The following is a 17,253-nucleotide window of genomic DNA, read 5'->3' as shown; positions in this document are numbered from 1 at the left end:
AGAGGCCTCCCATGAACAAGAATACAGGCTACGCAATTGCCTTCGCCATCGCCCTGGCCGCGCCATTCATCGGCTATCCGGTGTTCCTGATGAAGCTGCTGTGCTTCGCCCTGTTCGCCTGCGCCTTCAACCTGCTGATCGGTTTTACGGGCTTGCTGTCGTTCGGCCACGCAGCCTTCTTTGGCGCGGCCGGCTACGTGGCCGGCAATGCGCTCAAGGTGTGGGGTTTGCCGGTCGAGCTGGGATTGCTGGCGGGGGCGGGCGCGGCGGCCGTGGTGGGGCTCGTGATGGGCGCGCTGGCCATCCGCCGCCAGGGCATCTATTTCTCGATGATCACGCTGGCGCTGGCGCAGATGGTGTATTTCGGTTGCCTGCGGGCGGGCGAGCTGACGGGCGGCGAGGATGGCTTGCAGGGCGTTCCACGTGGAAAGCTGCTCGGCATGCTAGACCTGGGCAACGACTTCGTGCTGTATTACGTCGTGCTGGCCATTGCCGTGGGCGGTTTCGCCCTGATCGTGCGCACCATCCACTCGCCGTTCGGCCAGGTGCTCAAGGCCATCAAGGAAAACGAACCGCGCGCCATCTCGCTCGGTTACGACGTGGACCGCTACAAGCTGCTCGCTTTCGTGCTGTCGGCCACCCTGGCCGGGCTGGCCGGGGCCACCAACACGCTGGTACAGGGCTTCGAGACGCTCACGGACGTGCACTGGACCATGTCCGGCCTGGTGATCCTGATGACGCTGGTGGGGGGCATGGGCACGCTGGCAGGGCCCATCCTGGGCGCCATGATCATCATCGCGCTGGAGAACAAGCTGGGCGACCTGGGCGGCTTTCTGGCCAGCCATACGGGCATAGCCTGGTTCAACCAGCTGGGCGAGGCGGTCAGCATGGTGACGGGGCTGATCTTCGTGGCCTGCGTGCTGCTGTTCCGGCGCGGCATCGTCGGGGAGTTCGTGGCACGGTTTTCGGGCAACGGCGGCCGCAAGCCCGCCTGACGTAACAACGTAGCACGCGACGCCGGACTTCCTGTCCGGCGTTTTTTCTTGCAATATTGTCTTTGTATCTAGCACTTGGCCTGGATGGGCAAACTCGCCCTTTTCGTTGTCGGAATATGCCTGAATGGGCCAACTATCCACTTCTAACGGAACCATGAGGAAGACATGAAACGCACACTGACAAGATTTGCCGCGCTCGCTGGCGCCGGCGCGGCCCTGGCATCCTGCGGCGGCAACAGCCACATGCCCGACGAACTGAACATGCGGCCGACCTACCTGGGCGCCATCACCAGCACCAGCTACGACGGCACCAGCGACGACCTGCTGACGGGCGGCCTGGGCAAGACAGGGCTGGCGGCCACCGTGCCGGCCTATGCCGACCCGCTCAATCCCACGGCCGCAGAGCTGCGCCGTAACGCGATCTGGGCCAACTACCGGGCCGTGCTCGACATCAACGCCAACAGCGGCTACGGCACGCTGTACGGCCCCAACGTGGACGCCAAGGGCAATGTGACGGCCAGCGAAGGCAAGGTGGCCGGCACCGAGTACCTGACCTATTCCGACGACGGTACGGGCAACCAGAACGTGACGCTGATGGTGCAGGTGCCGGCCAGCTTCGATCCCGACCATGCCTGCATCGTGACGGGCACCTCGAGCGGTTCGCGCGGTATCTACGGCGCCATCGGCAGCGCCGGCGAATGGGGGCTGAAGAACAACTGCGCCGTGGCCTACATCGACAAGGGCAGCGGCACCGGCCTGTACACGTTCGACGACGACAGCGTGAACCTGCAGAACGGTGTACGGGCCACGCGTACGGCGGCCGGCAAGGATGCCAACTTCTCGCCCATCCTGAGCGACGCCGACCGCGCCGCCTTTGCCAGGCTGACGGGGCGGGTCGCCTTCAAGCATGCGCACTCGCAGCAGAATCCGGAAAAGGACTGGGGCAAGTTCACGCTGCAGGCTGTGGAGTTCGCCTATTACGTGCTCAATGAAAAATACGGCGTGCTGGCGTCGGACAACAAGAGCCACGTCATCCGCCTCACGCCGCGCAATACGGTGACGATTGCCTCCAGCATCTCGAACGGCGGTGGTTCCGCGCTGCTGGCGGCGGAACAGGACACCAAGGGCCTGATCGGCGGCGTGGCCGTCACGGAACCCCAGATCCAGCCCAAGAGCGCCAGCGGCTACAGCGTGCGGCAGGGCGGCGCGCCGGTAACGGCACAGGGCAAGGCGCTGTTCGACTATGCCACCTATGCGGCCCTGTACCAGCCCTGCATCGCCGGCAGCGCCGGACGCTGCTCCGCCCTGACGGCCAAGGGCTTGCTGGTGGCGGGCGACCTGCCCACGCAGCAGGCGGACGCCAAGGCGAAGCTGAAGGCCTATGGCTGGTTGGCGGACTCGGACGTATTGCAGGCGGCCCACGCCGGCACCAACATCCTGGTTGCGGTGACGTACGCGAATGCGTACGGGAAGTTTTCCGTGACGGACAAGGTGTGCGGTTTCTCGTTTGCGCCGGTCGATGCGACGGGCTTGCCGGTCGCGTTTACGGCAGCGCAGAAGGCATCGAGCTTTGCCACCCAGAACGGCATCATCGGCAGCGTGGTGTATGAGAATTCGGCCGATGGCATACCCAAGGTGTACACGGCCGGCATTTCGCCCAGCAACGGCCAGGCCGACCAGTCGCTCGATGGCTTCCTGTGCCTGCGGGCGCTGGCGACCGGTGTCGACCCCGTGACGGGGGGCGTGCTGGACACTGGCTTGATGGCGCAGAGCACGCGCGTGCGGGCCGGCATGGCGGAAGTGGCGGCCACGGGTAACCTGCGCGGCAAGCCCGCCATCATCGTGCAAGGGCGCAGCGACACGCTGATTCCCGTCAACCACGCATCACGCGCTTATCTGGGCCTGAACGCGGTGGCGGAAGGCAACACCAGCAAGCTGCGCTACATCGAGGTGACGCACGCCAACCACTTCGACTCGTTCAGCACTGCGTTGCCAGCCAGCATAGTCCCGCTGCACGTCTACCTGTTCCGTGCGCTGGACGCCATGTATGCCAGCCTGAAGAGCGGTTCGTCCTCGTCGCTGCCGCCGTCCCAGGTAGTGCGCACGGTGACGCGGACCGACGCCAGCACCCCGATCACCATCGCCAACGTGCCGCCCATTGCCGCGACGCCCGCGGCAGCGGATGCGATCACGGTAACGGGAACGGTCGTGGACGTGCCGAACTGAACTGTTAACCAGTGCCGCTAAAGGCCGCCCCGTGCGGCCTTTTTTGTGGGCGTCAAGTTTGGATGCCAACTAAATAAAATGGGGACGTACCCCATTTCCAAAAAAGGGGTACGTCCCCATTTTTTATCGTCGTGGACGTGCCGAATTGAACTGTTCGTAGTGCCCGTTACGGCAGCCTCTTGCGGCTTCTATTTGTGGGCGTCAAGGTTTGGATACCGGCTAAATAGAATGGGGACGTACCCCATTTTAAGAAAAGGGGTACGTCCCCATTTTTTCTGGTCGCTGGTTTTTCAGAGGGCGGCGGCGTAGATGGCGCGGGCGTCGCTGCGGGTGAGGGGACGGGGGTTGTTGCTAAGCAGCCGGGTCTGCTGCATGGCTTCGTCGGCCAGGCGGTCGAGATCGGCCTCCTGGATGCCGACCTGCTGCAGCGTACGCTCGATGCCTGTGATGGTGGCAATTTGTTGCATTGCAATAACCAGTGCTTCCGCCCGCGCTTCCGCGCTGCCACTGGCCTGGGGCACGACGATGGCGGCCAGTTCCGCATACAGCCCGGCCGCTTCCGGCGCGTTGAAGCGCAGTACGTGCGGCAGCACGAGCGAATTGGACAGGCCGTGTGGCACGTGGAAGATGCCGCCTATCGGATACGCCAGCGCATGCACGGCCGCTACGGGCGCGTTGGAGAATGCTTGCCCGGCCAGCATGGCGCCCAGCAGCATGGCCTGGCGCGCGGCCAGGTTGCGGCCGTTTTCGCAGGCATGGATCAGGTTGGCCGACAGCAGGCCCAGCGCCTGGCGCGCCAGCATGTCGGACAGGGGATTTTTCTTGTGGCGGCTGGTATAGGCTTCGATCGCATGGACCATGGCGTCGATGCCGGTGGCCGCCGTCACCATGGCGGGCAGGCCCAGCGTCAGTTCCGCATCGAGCACGGCCAGGTCGGCGTACAGCTGGGGCGCCACGACGCCCAGCTTGGTGGTGGCGCCCGTGGTGACGATGGCGATGTTGGTCACTTCCGATCCGGTGCCGGCCGTGGTGGGGATCTGCACCAGCGGCAGCCGGTCGCCCCGTACGTTGCCGATGCCGTAGATGGCGCCCAGCTGCTGGGTATCGTCGGCCAGCACGGCGATCAGCTTGGCCACATCCATCGAGCTGCCGCCGCCCAGGCCGATGACGATGTCGGTCTCGTCGGCGCGGGCGATGGCGACGGCATCGAGGATTACTTGTTCCGGCGGGTCGGCCACCACGTCGGCATACACGCGGACATGGAGTCCGGCCGCCTGCAGGCTGGCCAGCGGGGCATCCACCAGGCCGGTTTTAAGGAAGCCTGGATCGGTGACGAGCAGGACGCGGCGGGCGGCGGGGAAGCGCTGGCTGAGCAGCTCGCCCAGTTTGCGGGTGGCGCCCAGTTCGGAAATGATCTGTGGGACGGTGCTGAATGCGAACGCTGGAATGTCGTGCATGGCTGTTTCCGCAGGTGATGGATTTCACGTGAAGCTTACACCATGCGCGCAACTATGCGTAATCGGCATGGGGGCTGGCCCATAGTTTTGACGTTTCTTCCGTACAATATGGCCCTTGTTTCCTTGATTTGATAGGGTAGGTGATGGTCGATTATCTGGTGTTGGGTGTGGCGGCGTTCGGTGCGGGACTGGTGGATGCGGTGGTCGGGGGCGGGGGATTGATCCAGATTCCTGCCTTGTTTTCAGTCTTCCCCAACATGGCGCCGGCCACGCTGATCGGCACCAACAAGCTGGCCAGCATCTGCGGCACCGGTGTGGCGGCGGCCAGCTATGCACGCCGGGTCAGGATCGCCTGGTCGACGGCGGCACCCGCTTCCATCGCCGCCCTCGTGTTCTCCTTCGCCGGCGCCTACACGGTGACCAAGGTGTCGCCCGATTTCATGCGTGCCTTGCTGCCGTTCATCCTGCTGGCGGTGGCCGTCTACACCTTCGCCCGCAAGGACCTGGGCAGCGTCCACGCGCCCATGCACAGCGGCGTGAAGGAACAGGCGCTGGCGCTGGGCGTGGGCGCCTGCATCGGCTTCTATGACGGCTTCTTCGGTCCCGGCACGGGCAGCTTCCTCGTGTTCCTGTTCGTGCGGGTGTTCGGCTTCGATTTCCTGGGCGCGTCGGCCGTGGCCAAGATCGTCAACGTGGCGTGCAACTTCGCCGCGCTGATCTGGTTCGGCTACAGCGGCCACCTGGTCTGGCAACTGGGCGCCATGATGGCCGTGGCCCAGATCGGCGGTTCCATCGTCGGTTCCCGCATGGCCCTCAAGCATGGCAGCGGTTTCGTGCGTAAGCTGTTCCTGATCGTGGTGGCGGTGCTGATCTGCAAGACGGGTTACGATGCCTTGACGCGATACCTCTAGCATAGATTGTTCCACGTGGAACATGGAAGGGCGCTCTGAAAAGGGCGCCCTTTGCTTTTTGGGCTGTCAAATTTCGTCAGCTGCCCGCTGTTCCACGTGGAACAATTTATGCCCATGTTGGTGAAAATTTCTGCTGAAAAAAGTCGCAGCTGGAAAAAGACTCTATAATCTGACCTCAATCCCTTCGCATTTACCAATTCCATCATGTTATTTCCTACTGAATTCGACGTCATCGTTGTCGGTGGCGGTCACGCCGGCACCGAGGCGGCCCTTGCTTCCGCCCGCATGGGGCAGAAGACTCTGCTGTTGACGCACAACATAGAGACACTGGGCCAGATGTCGTGCAACCCGTCCATCGGCGGCATCGGCAAAGGCCACCTGGTCAAAGAAGTCGACGCCATGGGCGGCGCGATGGCTATCGCCACCGACGAAGCGGGCATCCAGTTCCGCATCCTCAATTCCTCCAAGGGCCCTGCCGTGCGCGCCACCCGCGCCCAGGCCGACCGCATGCTGTACAAGCAGGCCATCCGTTCGCGGCTGGAGAACCAGCCCAACCTGTGGCTGTTCCAGCAGGCCGTGGACGACCTGATGGTGGAGGGCGACCGCGTGGTCGGCGCCGTCACCCAGATCGGCCTCAAGTTCCGCTCGCGCGCCGTGGTGCTGACGGCCGGCACTTTCCTGGATGGTAAGATCCACGTGGGCCTGCAGAACTACTCGGCCGGCCGTGCCGGCGATCCGCCCGCCATTTCCCTGTCGGCCCGCTTGAAGGAATTGAAGCTGCCGCAAGGCCGCCTGAAAACGGGCACGCCGCCCCGCATCGACGGCCGCAGCATCGACTTTTCCGTCATGACGGAACAGCCGGGTGACCTGGATCCCGTGCCCGTGTTTTCCGTGATGGGCAACGCGGCCATGCACCCGCGCCAGATGCCGTGCTGGGTCACGCACACCAACAGCCAGACGCACGACATCATCCGCGCCGGCCTGGACCGCAGCCCCATGTACACGGGCGTGATCGAGGGCGTGGGCCCCCGCTACTGCCCGTCCATCGAGGACAAGATCCACCGCTTCTCGGCCAAGGAATCGCACCAGATTTTCCTGGAGCCGGAAGGCTTGACCACCAACGAGTTCTACCCCAACGGCATCTCCACCAGCCTGCCGTTCGACGTGCAGTTGAACCTGGTGCGCTCGATGAAGGGCATGGAAAACGCCTTCATCCTGCGTCCCGGCTATGCCATCGAATACGATTACTTCGACCCGCGCGGCCTGAAGGCGTCGCTGGAAACGAAGGCCGTGGCAGGCCTGTACTTCGCCGGCCAGATCAACGGCACCACCGGTTACGAGGAAGCGGCGGCGCAAGGCATGCTGGCCGGCATCAACGCGGCCCTGCAAACGTCGGGTCGCGAGTCGTGGACGCCGGGCCGTTCCGAAGCCTACCTGGGCGTGCTGGTCGACGACCTCGTCACGCAAGGCGTGCAGGAACCGTACCGCATGTTCACCAGCCGCGCCGAGTATCGCCTGAGCCTGCGCGAAGACAATGCCGACATGCGCCTGACGGAAATCGGCCGCAAGCTCGGTTGCGTGGGCGATGCCCAGTGGGCAGCGTTCGACCGCAAGCGCGAAGCGGTGGCGCTGGAACTGGAACGGCTGCGTTCCACGTGGGTCAACCCGCGCATCCTGGCGGCGGCGGAATCGGAGCGCGTGATCGGCCAGGCCATCGAGCGCGAGTATTCGCTGGCCGACCTGCTGCGCCGTCCCGGCGTCGCGTACGACAAACTGATGAGCCTGTCCGGCATCGACGGCCGCGAGCTGGCCGGTCCCGGCGTGACGGACGAAGCCGTGCGCGAGCAGGTGGAAATCCAGCTCAAGTATTCGGGCTATATCGACCGCCAGAGCAAGGAAGTGGAACGCCACGAACACTACGAAAACCTCAAGCTGCCGGAAGCGTTCAACTACCTGGAGATCACGGCCCTGTCGGTGGAAGTGCGGCAGAAGCTGCACGCCCAGCGGCCGGAAACCCTGGGCCAGGCATCGCGCATTTCCGGCGTGACGCCGGCCGCCATTTCGCTGCTGCTGGTGCATTTGAAGAAGGCCGGTTTCGGCGGTTTCGTCACGCTTAAAGATGAGGTTGCTTAATGAAGGTGTTTGACCGTAACGCGCTGTCGCAGGTACTGAACGACGGCATCAAGGCCTTGCACCTGGACCTGAACGCGCAGCAAGTGGAACAGCTGCTGGACTACCTGGCGCTGCTCAACAAATGGAACAGCGTCTACAACCTGACGTCGGTGCGCGACCCGATGCAGATGGTGACGCTGCACCTGCTCGATTCGCTGGCCGCCGTGCCGGCCTTCGCGGGCGCGCGCAACGTGCTGGACGTGGGCGCGGGCGGCGGGTTGCCCGGCCTGGTGCTGGCCATCGCGCGGCCGGACATGAAAGTGTCGCTGATCGACACCGTGCACAAGAAGACGGCCTTCCTCAACCAGGTGAAGGCGGAGCTGGGCCTGGCCAACGTGAGCGTGTACACGATGCGGGTGGAGCAGCTGCAGGTGAAGCAGCCTTTCGACGTCATCACCTCGCGCGCCTTTGCCGACCTGTCCGACTTCGTCAACTGGTCCGGGCACTTGCTGGAGGAGGGCGGGCAATTCATCGCCTTGAAAGGGGTGGCCCCGGCAGAGGAGCGGGAGCGGCTTCCGGAGCCATGGAAAGTGAGCAAATTACAGCCTTTGGAGGTGCCGGGGCTGGGCGCGGAGCGCCATCTGGTGTTCATCGCCAAAACTGAATAAACGATTTATACGATATAAATGGTTTATTCAGTATAAACAGTATAAATCGTTTATACCGTAGTAATAGTATAAATAATATTAATCGTATCGTCGGCAGCCCCATGAAGGCGACCGCGCAGATACGGCAACTCCTGATAAGAATATACATGGCGAAAATTTTTTGCGTAGCGAATCAAAAGGGCGGCGTGGGCAAGACAACCACCAGCGTTAACCTGGCGGCCGGACTGGCCAAGCTGGACCAGCGCGTGCTGCTGGTGGACCTGGACCCACAAGGCAATGCCACCATGGGCGCCGGCATCAACAAGGCCGGACTGGCAGCCTCCACCTACGAGGTGATGCTGGGCGAGTCCGATGTCGCTACGGCGCGCCAGCGCTCGGAAGCGGGGCGCTTCGACGTGTTGCCGTCCAACCGCGAACTGGCCGGCGCCGAAGTGGAAATGGTCGAACTGGAAAACCGCGAGCGCCGCCTGAAGGATGCGCTGGCGCTGGTGGACAAGGACTATGAATTCATCCTGATCGACTGCCCGCCCGCGCTGTCGATGCTGACGCTGAACGGTTTGTGCGCCGCGCACGGCGTGATCATCCCCATGCAGTGCGAGTACTACGCGCTGGAAGGCTTGTCGGACCTGGTCAACACCATCAAGAAGGTGCACGCCAACCTGAACCAGGACTTGAAGATCATCGGCCTGCTGCGGGTGATGTTCGATCCGCGCATGACGCTGTCGCAGCAAGTGTCGGCCCAGCTCGAGCAGCACTTCGGCGACAAGGTGTTCAACACCATCATCCCGCGCAACGTGCGGCTGGCCGAAGCGCCATCGTACGGCTTGCCGGGCGTGACTTTCGATCCGTCGTCCAAGGGTGCGCAGGCGTACATCGCCTTCGGCGCCGAGATGGTCGAACGCATCAAGAAAATGTAAGCATGCCGGCAACGGCATCCCTACGACAGAGAGAACATTAGGACAGCATGGCAACCAAAAAACTCAAAGGCCTCGGTCGCGGCCTCGACGCGCTGCTCGGCGGCGACGGCGACCTGAACAACCCGGCGCTCGGCACGCCGTCCGAACTGCCCGTGTCACAAATGCAAGCGGGTAAGTACCAGCCCCGTACCCGCATGGACGAAGGCGGCCTGCAGGAACTGGCCGCCTCCATCAAGACCCAGGGCATCATGCAGCCGATACTGGTGCGTCCGGTGGGCAAGGACATGGTCACCGGCCTGACCCGGTATGAAATCATTGCCGGCGAACGCCGCTTCCGCGCCGCACAAATCGCCGGCCTGGAACAGCTCCCCGTCCTGGTGCGCGATGTGGACGACCAGGCGGCCGCCGCCATGGCCCTGATCGAAAACATCCAGCGCGAAGACTTGAATCCGCTGGAAGAGGCGCAAGGCATCCACCGCCTGATCACGGACTTCAGCTTCACCCATGAACAGGCGGCCACGGCCGTTGGCCGTTCGCGCAGCGCTGTCAGCAACCTGCTGCGCCTGATGAACCTGGCCGCGCCCGTGCAGACCATGCTGATGGCCGGCGACATCGACATGGGCCATGCCCGCGCGCTGCTGGCCGTGGACGCGGCCACCCAGATCACGCTGGCCAACCTGGTGGTGGCCAAGCGCCTGTCCGTGCGGGAAACGGAAAAGCTGGTCAACAAGACGCTGGAAGAGCAGAAGGCCCATCCGGCCGAAAAAGCCCAGAAGGAAAAGTCGGGCGACATCCTGCGCCTGGAAGAGGAACTGTCCGACGCCCTGGCCACCCCGGTGGTGTTCAAGATGGGGGCCAAGGGCCGTGGCCAGATGATCATCGACTTCGCCGACCTCGACATCCTGGATGGTGTGCTGGCCCGGCTGCGCGCCTGACCGCTTGTTATCACAAAAATAAGGCGCCCGCGTGGCGCCATATTTTTTGACCGTTTTGAAAATTTTCCTCACGCAAGCTCTTTCCTTGCGGATAACATGACAACCGCCCGGCGCAGGCCGACTGTTACTGTTGGGTAAATCCCACCGGCGCGGCGACAGATACCGGAAATTGTTGCAAACAGGTTCCACTGTCAGGTTCACATAAGCAAAACCCCATAAAATACTGGCTCGTATCCGGCGCCCCAAAAAGGTGCAAAGACTAGGTATATGGTACTAAAACCGTGTCTTTCAAGCCGCAAACGCTCTGCTGCGGTGCAGCAATGTTTGACGTTGATACGTAAAGACACTTATAATCCCGTGTCTTTGGTATATCGGCATCTCTAGGAAACCGGCACGTGAGTGATACAACACAAAGTATTTCCCGGCCCGTGTACCGAGTTGTCGCGCTCCAGTTGGTTATCGCCACTGGATTTGCATTGCTCGTGGGAACCATGGGCAACGCGTTGAAAGGTTGGTCGGCCGCTTACGGCGGAGGAATCGCAGTCATCGGGAGTCTGATGTACGCGATGATCGTCGCGGGCGGCTCAAATGACGCCAACCGAGCATTTCGGACGCATATCCGCGCCGAAGTGGTAAAGATTTTTATCACGGTAGTGCTGTTCGTTTTGGCACTAGCGCTGTTTCAGTCGGCCTCTTGGTTATGGCTGATCTTGGGTTTCGCGGTGGCAACCTTGGCTTACTGGTTCTCATTGCTCGCAGTTTAATCACCAAAATCTAATACTTATATGACCACAGAACACGCTGTTGAGGCGGCCCACGGGGCGCCGGCAAATGCCACCGAGTACATCCAACACCACCTGAGCCATCTGCGCGATCCGGGTAATGCCTTCAATCTGGACACGTTCTGGATTTCGGCGTTTCTGGGCCTGGTTTTCCTGGGCGTGTTCTACATGGCTTCGCGCAAGGCCACGGCCGGCGTGCCGGGCAAGCTGCAAAACTTCGTCGAAGCCGTGATGGAACTGGTGAACGACGTCGTCAATTCCGCCTTCCACGCCAAGAGCAAGGTCATCGCTCCCCTGGCCATCACCATTTTCGTCTGGGTCTGGCTGCTCAACGCCATGGACTTCCTGCCGGTCGACCTGCTGCCCAAGCTGTTCAGCTACGTGGGCGTGCACAAGCTGCGCGTGGTGCCGACCGCCGACGTCAACCACACCTTCGGCATGTCGTTCGGCGTCATGCTGTGCATTATTGGTTTCTCGATCAAGGCCAAGAGCCTGAGCGGCTGGTTCAAGGAACTGTTGACGGCGCCGTTCCACGCCCATGGCTTCATGGCCATCGTGCTGGCGCCGGTTAACTTCATCTTCCAGATGATCGAGCTGCTGGCAAAACCACTGTCGCTGTCGCTGCGACTGTTCGGCAACATGTATGCTGGCGAACTGATCTTTATTCTGATTGCTCTGCTGCCATGGTGGGCGCAGTGGCTGCTCGGTGGTCCATGGGTTATCTTCCACATCCTGGTGGTGACCCTGCAAGCGTTTGTGTTTATGGCGTTGACTGTCGTGTACCTGAGCCTCGCGGTTGAGAAGCACTAAGCAACATCGTTTTTCATTTTTTGGTATCTGTAGTCTTTTTTAAAATCTTAGGAGAAATAAATGCAAGCTCTGATCGCACAAGTACAAGGCATGACCGTTCTGGCAGCAGCCATCATCATCGGCCTGGGCGCCATCGGCACCGCGCTGGGTTTCGCTATTCTGGGCGGCAAGTTCCTGGAAGCGTCGGCACGTCAGCCTGAACTGATGCCACAACTGCAAACCAAGCTGTTCGTTATCGCTGGTCTGCTGGATGCGATCTCGATGATCGGCGTCGGTGTTGCTCTGCTGTACACGTTCAACAACCCCTTCCTGACCGCCATCATCGCCGCTGCTGGTAAGTAATCTGCTCCAACCCTAGGAGAAACTTTTAGTTAGGAGCAAAGGTATGGACATCAATATGTCGCTCATCGGCCAGATGCTCACCTTCGCGGTGTTGGTCTGGGTCTCGATGAAGTTCGTATTTCCAGCGCTGAACACGGCGTTGGATGAGCGTGCCAAGCGTATCGCTGACGGTCTGGCTGCGGCCGACCAGGGTCAAGCTGCCATGGTTGTCGCTGAGAAGCGTGCGGCCGAAGCACTGGCCGGTGCACGCGAAGAAGCTTCGCAGCGCGTTGCCGACGCCGAAAAGCGTGCGCAACTGGTTGGCGAAGAAATCAAAGCTAATGCACAAGCCGAAGCGGACCGCATCATTGCGCAAGCCAAGGCAGACGCCGATCAGCAAGTGGCCAAGGCTCGCGAAGCACTGCGCGCTCAGGTGGCTGACCTGGCTGTCAAGGGCGCCGAGCAAATCCTGAAGCGCGAAGTTTCCGCAGCGGCCCACGCCGAACTGCTGTCGCGCCTGGCTGTCGAGCTGTAATCATGGCAGAAAACGCAACCGTCGCCCGTCCCTACGCGGAAGCTCTGTTCCGCGTAGCCCAAGCAGGTAAGGAATCGTTCAGCCTCGCGGCGTGGTCCGATCTGGTGTCCGAACTGGCCCAGATTGGTACCCACCCCGAGGTACAAGCGTTCGCCCGCAATCCGAAAGTGTCGGATGGCGATGTGATCGCCGCTGTCACCGCCCTGGTGAAGTCGCCGCTGAATACGGAAGCCAAGAACTTCCTGGCTATGCTGGTCGAAAATGGCCGCATCAATCTGCTGCCGGAAATCGGCGCGCAATTCCAGCTGTTGAAAAACAGCGTGGAAGGTGCGGCGGATGCAGCCATCTCCAGCGCCTTCGAACTGAGCGCGGCGCAAGTGGCCGAGCTGGTCGCGACGCTGGAAAAGAAATTCAGCCGCAAGCTCAATCCGGCCGTCACGGTCGATCCATCGCTGATCGGTGGCGTGCGCGTGGTGGTGGGCGATGAAGTGCTCGACACTTCGGTCCGCGCCAAGCTGCAGCAAATGCGTGCTGCGCTGGTGGCCTAAGGGACCGCCTGCTTAGAACAGATTCTTCCCCTCGCGCAAGCTGAGAGAAACACTTTTAGGAGTTAGTATGCAACTCAACCCATCTGAAATCAGCGAGTTGATCAAGAGCCGGATCCAAGGTCTTGACGGCGGCGCTGAAGTGCGTAACCAAGGCACGGTTATTTCCGTCGCCGACGGTATCTGCCGCATCCACGGCCTGTCGGACGTGATGCAAGGCGAGATGCTGGAATTCCCTGGCAACACCTTTGGTCTGGCGATGAACCTGGAGCGTGACTCCGTCGGCGCCGTGATCCTGGGTGCTTACGAGCACATCTCCGAAGGCGACACGGTCAAGTGCACCGGCCGCATCCTGGAAGTGCCAGTCGGTCCTGAACTGCGCGGCCGTGTGGTCAACGCGCTGGGCCAGCCGATCGACGGCAAAGGCGCCATCGACGCCAAGCTGACCTCGCCAATCGAGAAAATCGCCCCCGGCGTGATCGCCCGCGAATCCGTGTCGCAGCCGATGCAGACCGGCCTGAAATCGATCGACGCCATGGTGCCGATCGGCCGTGGCCAGCGCGAGCTGATCATTGGCGACCGCCAGACCGGTAAGTCGGCCGTGGCCGTCGACGCCATCATCAACCAGAAGGGCCAGGGCATGACGTGTATCTACGTCGCCATCGGCCAGAAGGCATCGACCATCAAGAACATCGTGCGTTCGCTGGAACAGCACGGCGCCATGGAGTACACCATCGTCGTGGCCGCTTCGGCCGCCGAATCGGCAGCGATGCAGTACATCTCGGCCTACTCCGGCTGCACCATGGGCGAATACTTCCGCGACCGCGGCGAAGACGCCCTGATCGTGTACGATGACCTGTCCAAGCAAGCGGTGGCCTACCGTCAGATCTCGCTGCTGCTGCGCCGCCCACCAGGCCGCGAAGCGTATCCAGGCGACGTGTTCTACCTGCACAGCCGTCTGCTGGAACGCGCAGCACGCGTCAACGCCGACTACGTCGAAGCCTTCACCGGCGGCGCCGTCAAGGGCAAGACCGGTTCGCTGACGGCGCTGCCGATCATCGAAACCCAGGCTGGCGACGTGTCCGCCTTCGTGCCGACCAACGTGATTTCGATCACCGACGGCCAGATCTTCCTGGAAACGTCGCTGTTCAACTCCGGTATCCGTCCTGCAATTAACGCCGGTATTTCCGTGTCGCGCGTCGGTGGCGCCGCCCAGACCAAGGTCATCAAAAACCTGTCCGGCGGTATCCGTACCGACCTGGCCCAGTACCGTGAACTGGCTGCGTTCGCGCAGTTCGCTTCCGACCTGGACGAATCGACCCGCAAGCAGCTGGACCGCGGTGCCCGCGTGACGGAACTGCTGAAGCAGGCCCAGTACTCGCCGCTGTCGATCTCGCTGATGGCTGCCTCGCTGTTCGCCGTGAACAAGGGCTACCTGGACGACGTCGCCGTCAAGAAAGTACTGCCATTCGAAGCCGGTCTGCATTCGTACCTGAAGACCAAGCAAGCTGCGCTGCTGGCCAAGATCGAAGAAACCAAGCAACTGGACAAGGACGGCGAAGCTGCGTTGTCGGCCGCCATTGCTGATTTCAAGAAATCCGGCGCATTTTAAGCATACGGCGGCCCCTGTTACGGCAGCGGGCCGCCCCCAGCGCAGAAGGAGTAAGGACTCATGGCAGTAGGCAAAGAGATACGTGGCAAGATCAAGAGCGTAGAGAATACGAAAAAGATCACCAAGGCGATGGAAATGGTCGCCGCATCGAAAATGCGCAAGGCGCAGGATCGCATGCGCGCCGCCCGTCCCTACAGTGACAAGATTCGGAATATCGCCGCCAATCTGGCAACCGCCAATCCGGAATACACGCACCCGTTCCTCGCTGAAGAGCAGAGCGTGGCAGCAAAGGCAGTGGGCTTCATCATCGTCACGACCGACAAGGGTCTGTGCGGTGGTCTGAACACCAACGTGCTGCGCCTGGTGACGTCGAAGACGCGCGAGCTGGAAACGGCTGGCAACAAGATTGCAGCGGTAGCTATCGGTAACAAGGGTTTGGGGTTTTTGAATCGCGTAGGCGTTCCTGTGGTGGCCCAGGCTACCCAGATCGGCGACACGCCGCACCTGGACAAGCTGATCGGACCGGTCAAGGTCATGCTCGAGCAGTTCCAGAACGGCCAGCTCGACGCAGTCTACCTGTGCTACACCAAGTTCATTAACACGATGAAGCAGGAACCGATGGTGGAGCAGCTGCTGCCCCTGCCAGCCGGTAAGAAGCAAGGCGACAAAGGTAACCATTCGTGGGATTACATTTACGAGCCCGATGCTGCGACCGTGATCGATGAACTGCTGGAGCGCTATGTGGAAGCGCTGGTGTACCAGGCAGTGGCGGAAAACCTGGCGTCCGAGCAATCGGCGCGTATGGTGGCGATGAAGTCGGCCAGCGACAACGCAGGCAATGTGATCGGCGAACTGAAGCTGATCTACAACAAGACGCGCCAAGCTGCGATTACCAAAGAACTCTCCGAAATCGTTGCCGGTGCGGCTGCGGTTTAAACGAATTTAACTATATTTGAAGGAACGAACATGGCTGATGGCAAAATCGTTCAGTGTATCGGCGCTGTGGTGGACGTTGAGTTTCCACGCAACGCGATGCCCAAGGTATTCGATGCCTTGAAAATGGAAGGCTCCGAGCTGACCCTGGAAGTACAACAACAGCTGGGCGACGGCGTGGTCCGTACCATTGCTCTGGGTTCGTCCGACGGTCTGCGTCGCGGCATGAGCATCCAGAACACCGGCAAGCCGATCATGGTGCCCGTGGGTAAAGCGACCCTGGGTCGCATCATGGACGTGCTGGGCAACCCGATCGACGAATGCGGCCCGGTCGCACACGACCAGCTGGCCTCGATCCACCGCACGCCTCCTGCCTACGACGAACTGTCGCCATCGCAGGACCTGCTGGAAACCGGCATCAAGGTGATTGACCTGGTCTGCCCGTTCGCCAAGGGTGGTAAGGTCGGTCTGTTCGGCGGTGCAGGTGTGGGCAAGACCGTGAACATGATGGAACTGATCAACAACATCGCTAAAGCGCACTCGGGTCTGTCCGTGTTCGCCGGTGTCGGTGAGCGTACCCGTGAAGGTAACGACTTCTACCACGAAATGGCTGACGCCAAAGTGGTGGACCTGGAAAACCCCGCCAACTCGAAAGTGGCGATGGTCTACGGCCAGATGAACGAACCACCAGGCAACCGTCTGCGCGTGGCGCTGACCGGCCTGACGATCGCGGAATCGTTCCGTGACGAAGGCAAGGACGTGCTGTTCTTCGTCGACAACATCTACCGCTTCACGCTGGCCGGTACCGAAGTGTCGGCACTGCTGGGCCGTATGCCGTCGGCCGTGGGTTACCAGCCTACCCTGGCGGAAGAGATGGGCCGTCTGCAAGAGCGCATCACCTCGACCAAGACCGGTTCGATCACCTCGATCCAGGCCGTGTACGTGCCAGCGGATGACTTGACCGACCCGTCGCCAGCGACCACCTTCGGTCACCTGGATTCGACCGTCGTGCTGTCGCGTGACATCGCCTCGCTCGGTATCTACCCTGCCGTGGACCCACTGGACTCGACCTCGCGCCAGCTGGACCCGCTGGTGGTGGGCCAGGACCACTACGACACCGCCCGCGCCGTGCAAGGCACGCTGCAGCGTTACAAGGAACTGCGTGACATTATCGCGATTCTGGGTATGGACGAACTGGCACCGGAAGACAAGCTGCTGGTGGCCCGCGCCCGTAAGATGCAGCGTTTCCTGTCGCAGCCGTTCCACGTTGCTGAAGTGTTTACCGGCGCGCCTGGTAAATACGTTTCGCTGAAAGACACGATCAAGGGCTTCAAGATGATCGCTTCCGGCGAACTCGATCACCTGCCAGAACAAGCGTTCTACATGGTTGGCACGATCGAAGAAGCAATCGAAAAAGCCAAGAAACTCAACTAATCATTGAGTCTGGCGCGGGGGGGGGGCGGGGCGCCGCCGGCTGGCGGAACCGCTTCAACC

The 17,253-nt window shown here is 61.6% G+C and carries 16 protein-coding genes; 15 read left to right on the top strand and 1 reads right to left on the bottom strand.

Annotated features, from left to right (window positions below; genetic code table 11):
- The first annotated feature begins 11 nt into the window (after positions 1-11).
- Both AC3WOS_RS03490 and AC3WOS_RS03485 read left to right on the top strand, forming a co-directional pair.
- Entirely contained in the window at positions 12-995 is a 984-nt protein-coding gene (locus AC3WOS_RS03490) for a branched-chain amino acid ABC transporter permease (RefSeq protein WP_492714439.1), read from the top strand.
- Between the two features lie 165 nt (positions 996-1,160).
- Positions 1,161-3,221, top strand: a complete 2,061-nt coding sequence (locus tag AC3WOS_RS03485) for a 3-hydroxybutyrate oligomer hydrolase family protein (protein ID WP_492714438.1) — start codon at positions 1,161-1,163, stop codon at positions 3,219-3,221.
- A 290-nt stretch (positions 3,222-3,511) separates the two neighbouring features.
- Here AC3WOS_RS03485 and AC3WOS_RS03480 read toward each other — a convergent pair whose 3' ends face one another.
- Positions 3,512-4,669 carry an iron-containing alcohol dehydrogenase gene (locus tag AC3WOS_RS03480; protein ID WP_492714522.1) on the bottom strand — a complete coding sequence of 386 codons (1,158 nt, stop codon included), beginning with the start codon at positions 4,667-4,669 and terminating at the stop codon, positions 3,512-3,514.
- 152 nt (positions 4,670-4,821) lie between these two features.
- On the opposite strand from AC3WOS_RS03480, the gene AC3WOS_RS03475 reads away from it, so the two are divergent.
- The 13 genes from AC3WOS_RS03475 to atpD all read left to right on the top strand — a co-directional run bounded on the left by AC3WOS_RS03475 (position 4,822) and on the right by atpD (position 17,193).
- Complete coding sequence (locus AC3WOS_RS03475; protein WP_492714437.1) at positions 4,822-5,589, top strand: TSUP family transporter; 768 nt, start codon at positions 4,822-4,824, stop codon at positions 5,587-5,589.
- A 204-nt stretch (positions 5,590-5,793) separates the two neighbouring features.
- Positions 5,794-7,722, top strand: a complete 1,929-nt coding sequence (mnmG, locus tag AC3WOS_RS03470; RefSeq protein WP_492714436.1) for a tRNA uridine-5-carboxymethylaminomethyl(34) synthesis enzyme MnmG — start codon at positions 5,794-5,796, stop codon at positions 7,720-7,722.
- Positions 7,722-8,369 (top strand): 16S rRNA (guanine(527)-N(7))-methyltransferase RsmG, encoded by a 648-nt coding sequence (rsmG, locus tag AC3WOS_RS03465; RefSeq protein ID WP_492714435.1) that lies wholly within the window; start codon positions 7,722-7,724, stop codon positions 8,367-8,369. Before mnmG ends, rsmG begins: the two co-directional genes overlap by 1 nt.
- A gap of 146 nt (positions 8,370-8,515) precedes the next feature.
- The gene (locus tag AC3WOS_RS03460) at positions 8,516-9,286 is read left to right on the top strand and encodes a ParA family protein (protein ID WP_492714434.1); all 771 of its coding nucleotides are present in this window, start codon (positions 8,516-8,518) and stop codon (positions 9,284-9,286) included.
- Positions 9,287-9,333: 47 nt separating this feature from the next.
- Positions 9,334-10,221 carry a ParB/RepB/Spo0J family partition protein gene (locus tag AC3WOS_RS03455; protein WP_492714433.1) on the top strand — a complete coding sequence of 296 codons (888 nt, stop codon included), beginning with the start codon at positions 9,334-9,336 and terminating at the stop codon, positions 10,219-10,221.
- 395 nt (positions 10,222-10,616) lie between these two features.
- Entirely contained in the window at positions 10,617-10,985 is a 369-nt protein-coding gene (locus AC3WOS_RS03450; RefSeq protein ID WP_492714432.1) for an ATP synthase subunit I, read from the top strand.
- A gap of 21 nt (positions 10,986-11,006) precedes the next feature.
- Positions 11,007-11,813, top strand: a complete 807-nt coding sequence (gene atpB / locus AC3WOS_RS03445; RefSeq protein WP_492714431.1) for a F0F1 ATP synthase subunit A — start codon at positions 11,007-11,009, stop codon at positions 11,811-11,813.
- Between the two features lie 60 nt (positions 11,814-11,873).
- Complete coding sequence (atpE, locus tag AC3WOS_RS03440) at positions 11,874-12,155, top strand: F0F1 ATP synthase subunit C (RefSeq protein ID WP_492714430.1); 282 nt, start codon at positions 11,874-11,876, stop codon at positions 12,153-12,155.
- A gap of 43 nt (positions 12,156-12,198) precedes the next feature.
- On the top strand, positions 12,199-12,669 hold the full coding sequence (locus tag AC3WOS_RS03435; RefSeq protein WP_492714429.1) for a F0F1 ATP synthase subunit B: 471 nt from the start codon (positions 12,199-12,201) through the stop codon (positions 12,667-12,669).
- A gap of 2 nt (positions 12,670-12,671) precedes the next feature.
- Positions 12,672-13,217: a F0F1 ATP synthase subunit delta gene (locus AC3WOS_RS03430; protein WP_492714428.1), complete on the top strand. Its 546-nt coding sequence runs from the start codon at positions 12,672-12,674 to the stop codon at positions 13,215-13,217.
- A 67-nt stretch (positions 13,218-13,284) separates the two neighbouring features.
- Positions 13,285-14,826: a F0F1 ATP synthase subunit alpha gene (atpA, locus tag AC3WOS_RS03425; protein ID WP_492714427.1), complete on the top strand. Its 1,542-nt coding sequence runs from the start codon at positions 13,285-13,287 to the stop codon at positions 14,824-14,826.
- A 60-nt stretch (positions 14,827-14,886) separates the two neighbouring features.
- The gene (gene atpG, locus AC3WOS_RS03420; protein ID WP_492714426.1) at positions 14,887-15,762 is read left to right on the top strand and encodes a F0F1 ATP synthase subunit gamma; all 876 of its coding nucleotides are present in this window, start codon (positions 14,887-14,889) and stop codon (positions 15,760-15,762) included.
- A 30-nt stretch (positions 15,763-15,792) separates the two neighbouring features.
- The gene (gene atpD, locus AC3WOS_RS03415) at positions 15,793-17,193 is read left to right on the top strand and encodes a F0F1 ATP synthase subunit beta (protein ID WP_492714425.1); all 1,401 of its coding nucleotides are present in this window, start codon (positions 15,793-15,795) and stop codon (positions 17,191-17,193) included.
- Positions 17,194-17,253: the final 60 nt, after the last annotated feature.

The organism is Rugamonas sp. FW305-51 (genome assembly GCF_058786935.1).
Note: the sequence above shows the minus strand (reverse complement) of the source record. Positions and strands in the feature narration are given on the sequence as shown.

Bases quoted from the DNA above. Each gene is read 5' to 3' on its own strand.
- atpG (WP_492714426.1), top strand. From the start codon at position 14,887: ATGGCAGTAGGCAAAGAGATACGTGGCAAGATCAAGAGCGTAGAGAAT.
- atpE (WP_492714430.1), top strand. From the start codon at position 11,874: ATGCAAGCTCTGATCGCACAAGTACAAGGCATGACCGTTCTGGCAGCA.
- AC3WOS_RS03485 (WP_492714438.1), top strand. From the start codon at position 1,161: ATGAAACGCACACTGACAAGATTTGCCGCGCTCGCTGGCGCCGGCGCG.
- AC3WOS_RS03430 (WP_492714428.1), top strand. From the start codon at position 12,672: ATGGCAGAAAACGCAACCGTCGCCCGTCCCTACGCGGAAGCTCTGTTC.
- AC3WOS_RS03455 (WP_492714433.1), top strand. From the start codon at position 9,334: ATGGCAACCAAAAAACTCAAAGGCCTCGGTCGCGGCCTCGACGCGCTG.
- atpB (WP_492714431.1), top strand. From the start codon at position 11,007: ATGACCACAGAACACGCTGTTGAGGCGGCCCACGGGGCGCCGGCAAAT.
- atpD (WP_492714425.1), top strand. From the start codon at position 15,793: ATGGCTGATGGCAAAATCGTTCAGTGTATCGGCGCTGTGGTGGACGTT.
- AC3WOS_RS03435 (WP_492714429.1), top strand. From the start codon at position 12,199: ATGGACATCAATATGTCGCTCATCGGCCAGATGCTCACCTTCGCGGTG.
- AC3WOS_RS03475 (WP_492714437.1), top strand. From the start codon at position 4,822: ATGGTCGATTATCTGGTGTTGGGTGTGGCGGCGTTCGGTGCGGGACTG.
- rsmG (WP_492714435.1), top strand. From the start codon at position 7,722: ATGAAGGTGTTTGACCGTAACGCGCTGTCGCAGGTACTGAACGACGGC.
- AC3WOS_RS03490 (WP_492714439.1), top strand. From the start codon at position 12: ATGAACAAGAATACAGGCTACGCAATTGCCTTCGCCATCGCCCTGGCC.
- mnmG (WP_492714436.1), top strand. From the start codon at position 5,794: ATGTTATTTCCTACTGAATTCGACGTCATCGTTGTCGGTGGCGGTCAC.
- atpA (WP_492714427.1), top strand. From the start codon at position 13,285: ATGCAACTCAACCCATCTGAAATCAGCGAGTTGATCAAGAGCCGGATC.
- AC3WOS_RS03460 (WP_492714434.1), top strand. From the start codon at position 8,516: ATGGCGAAAATTTTTTGCGTAGCGAATCAAAAGGGCGGCGTGGGCAAG.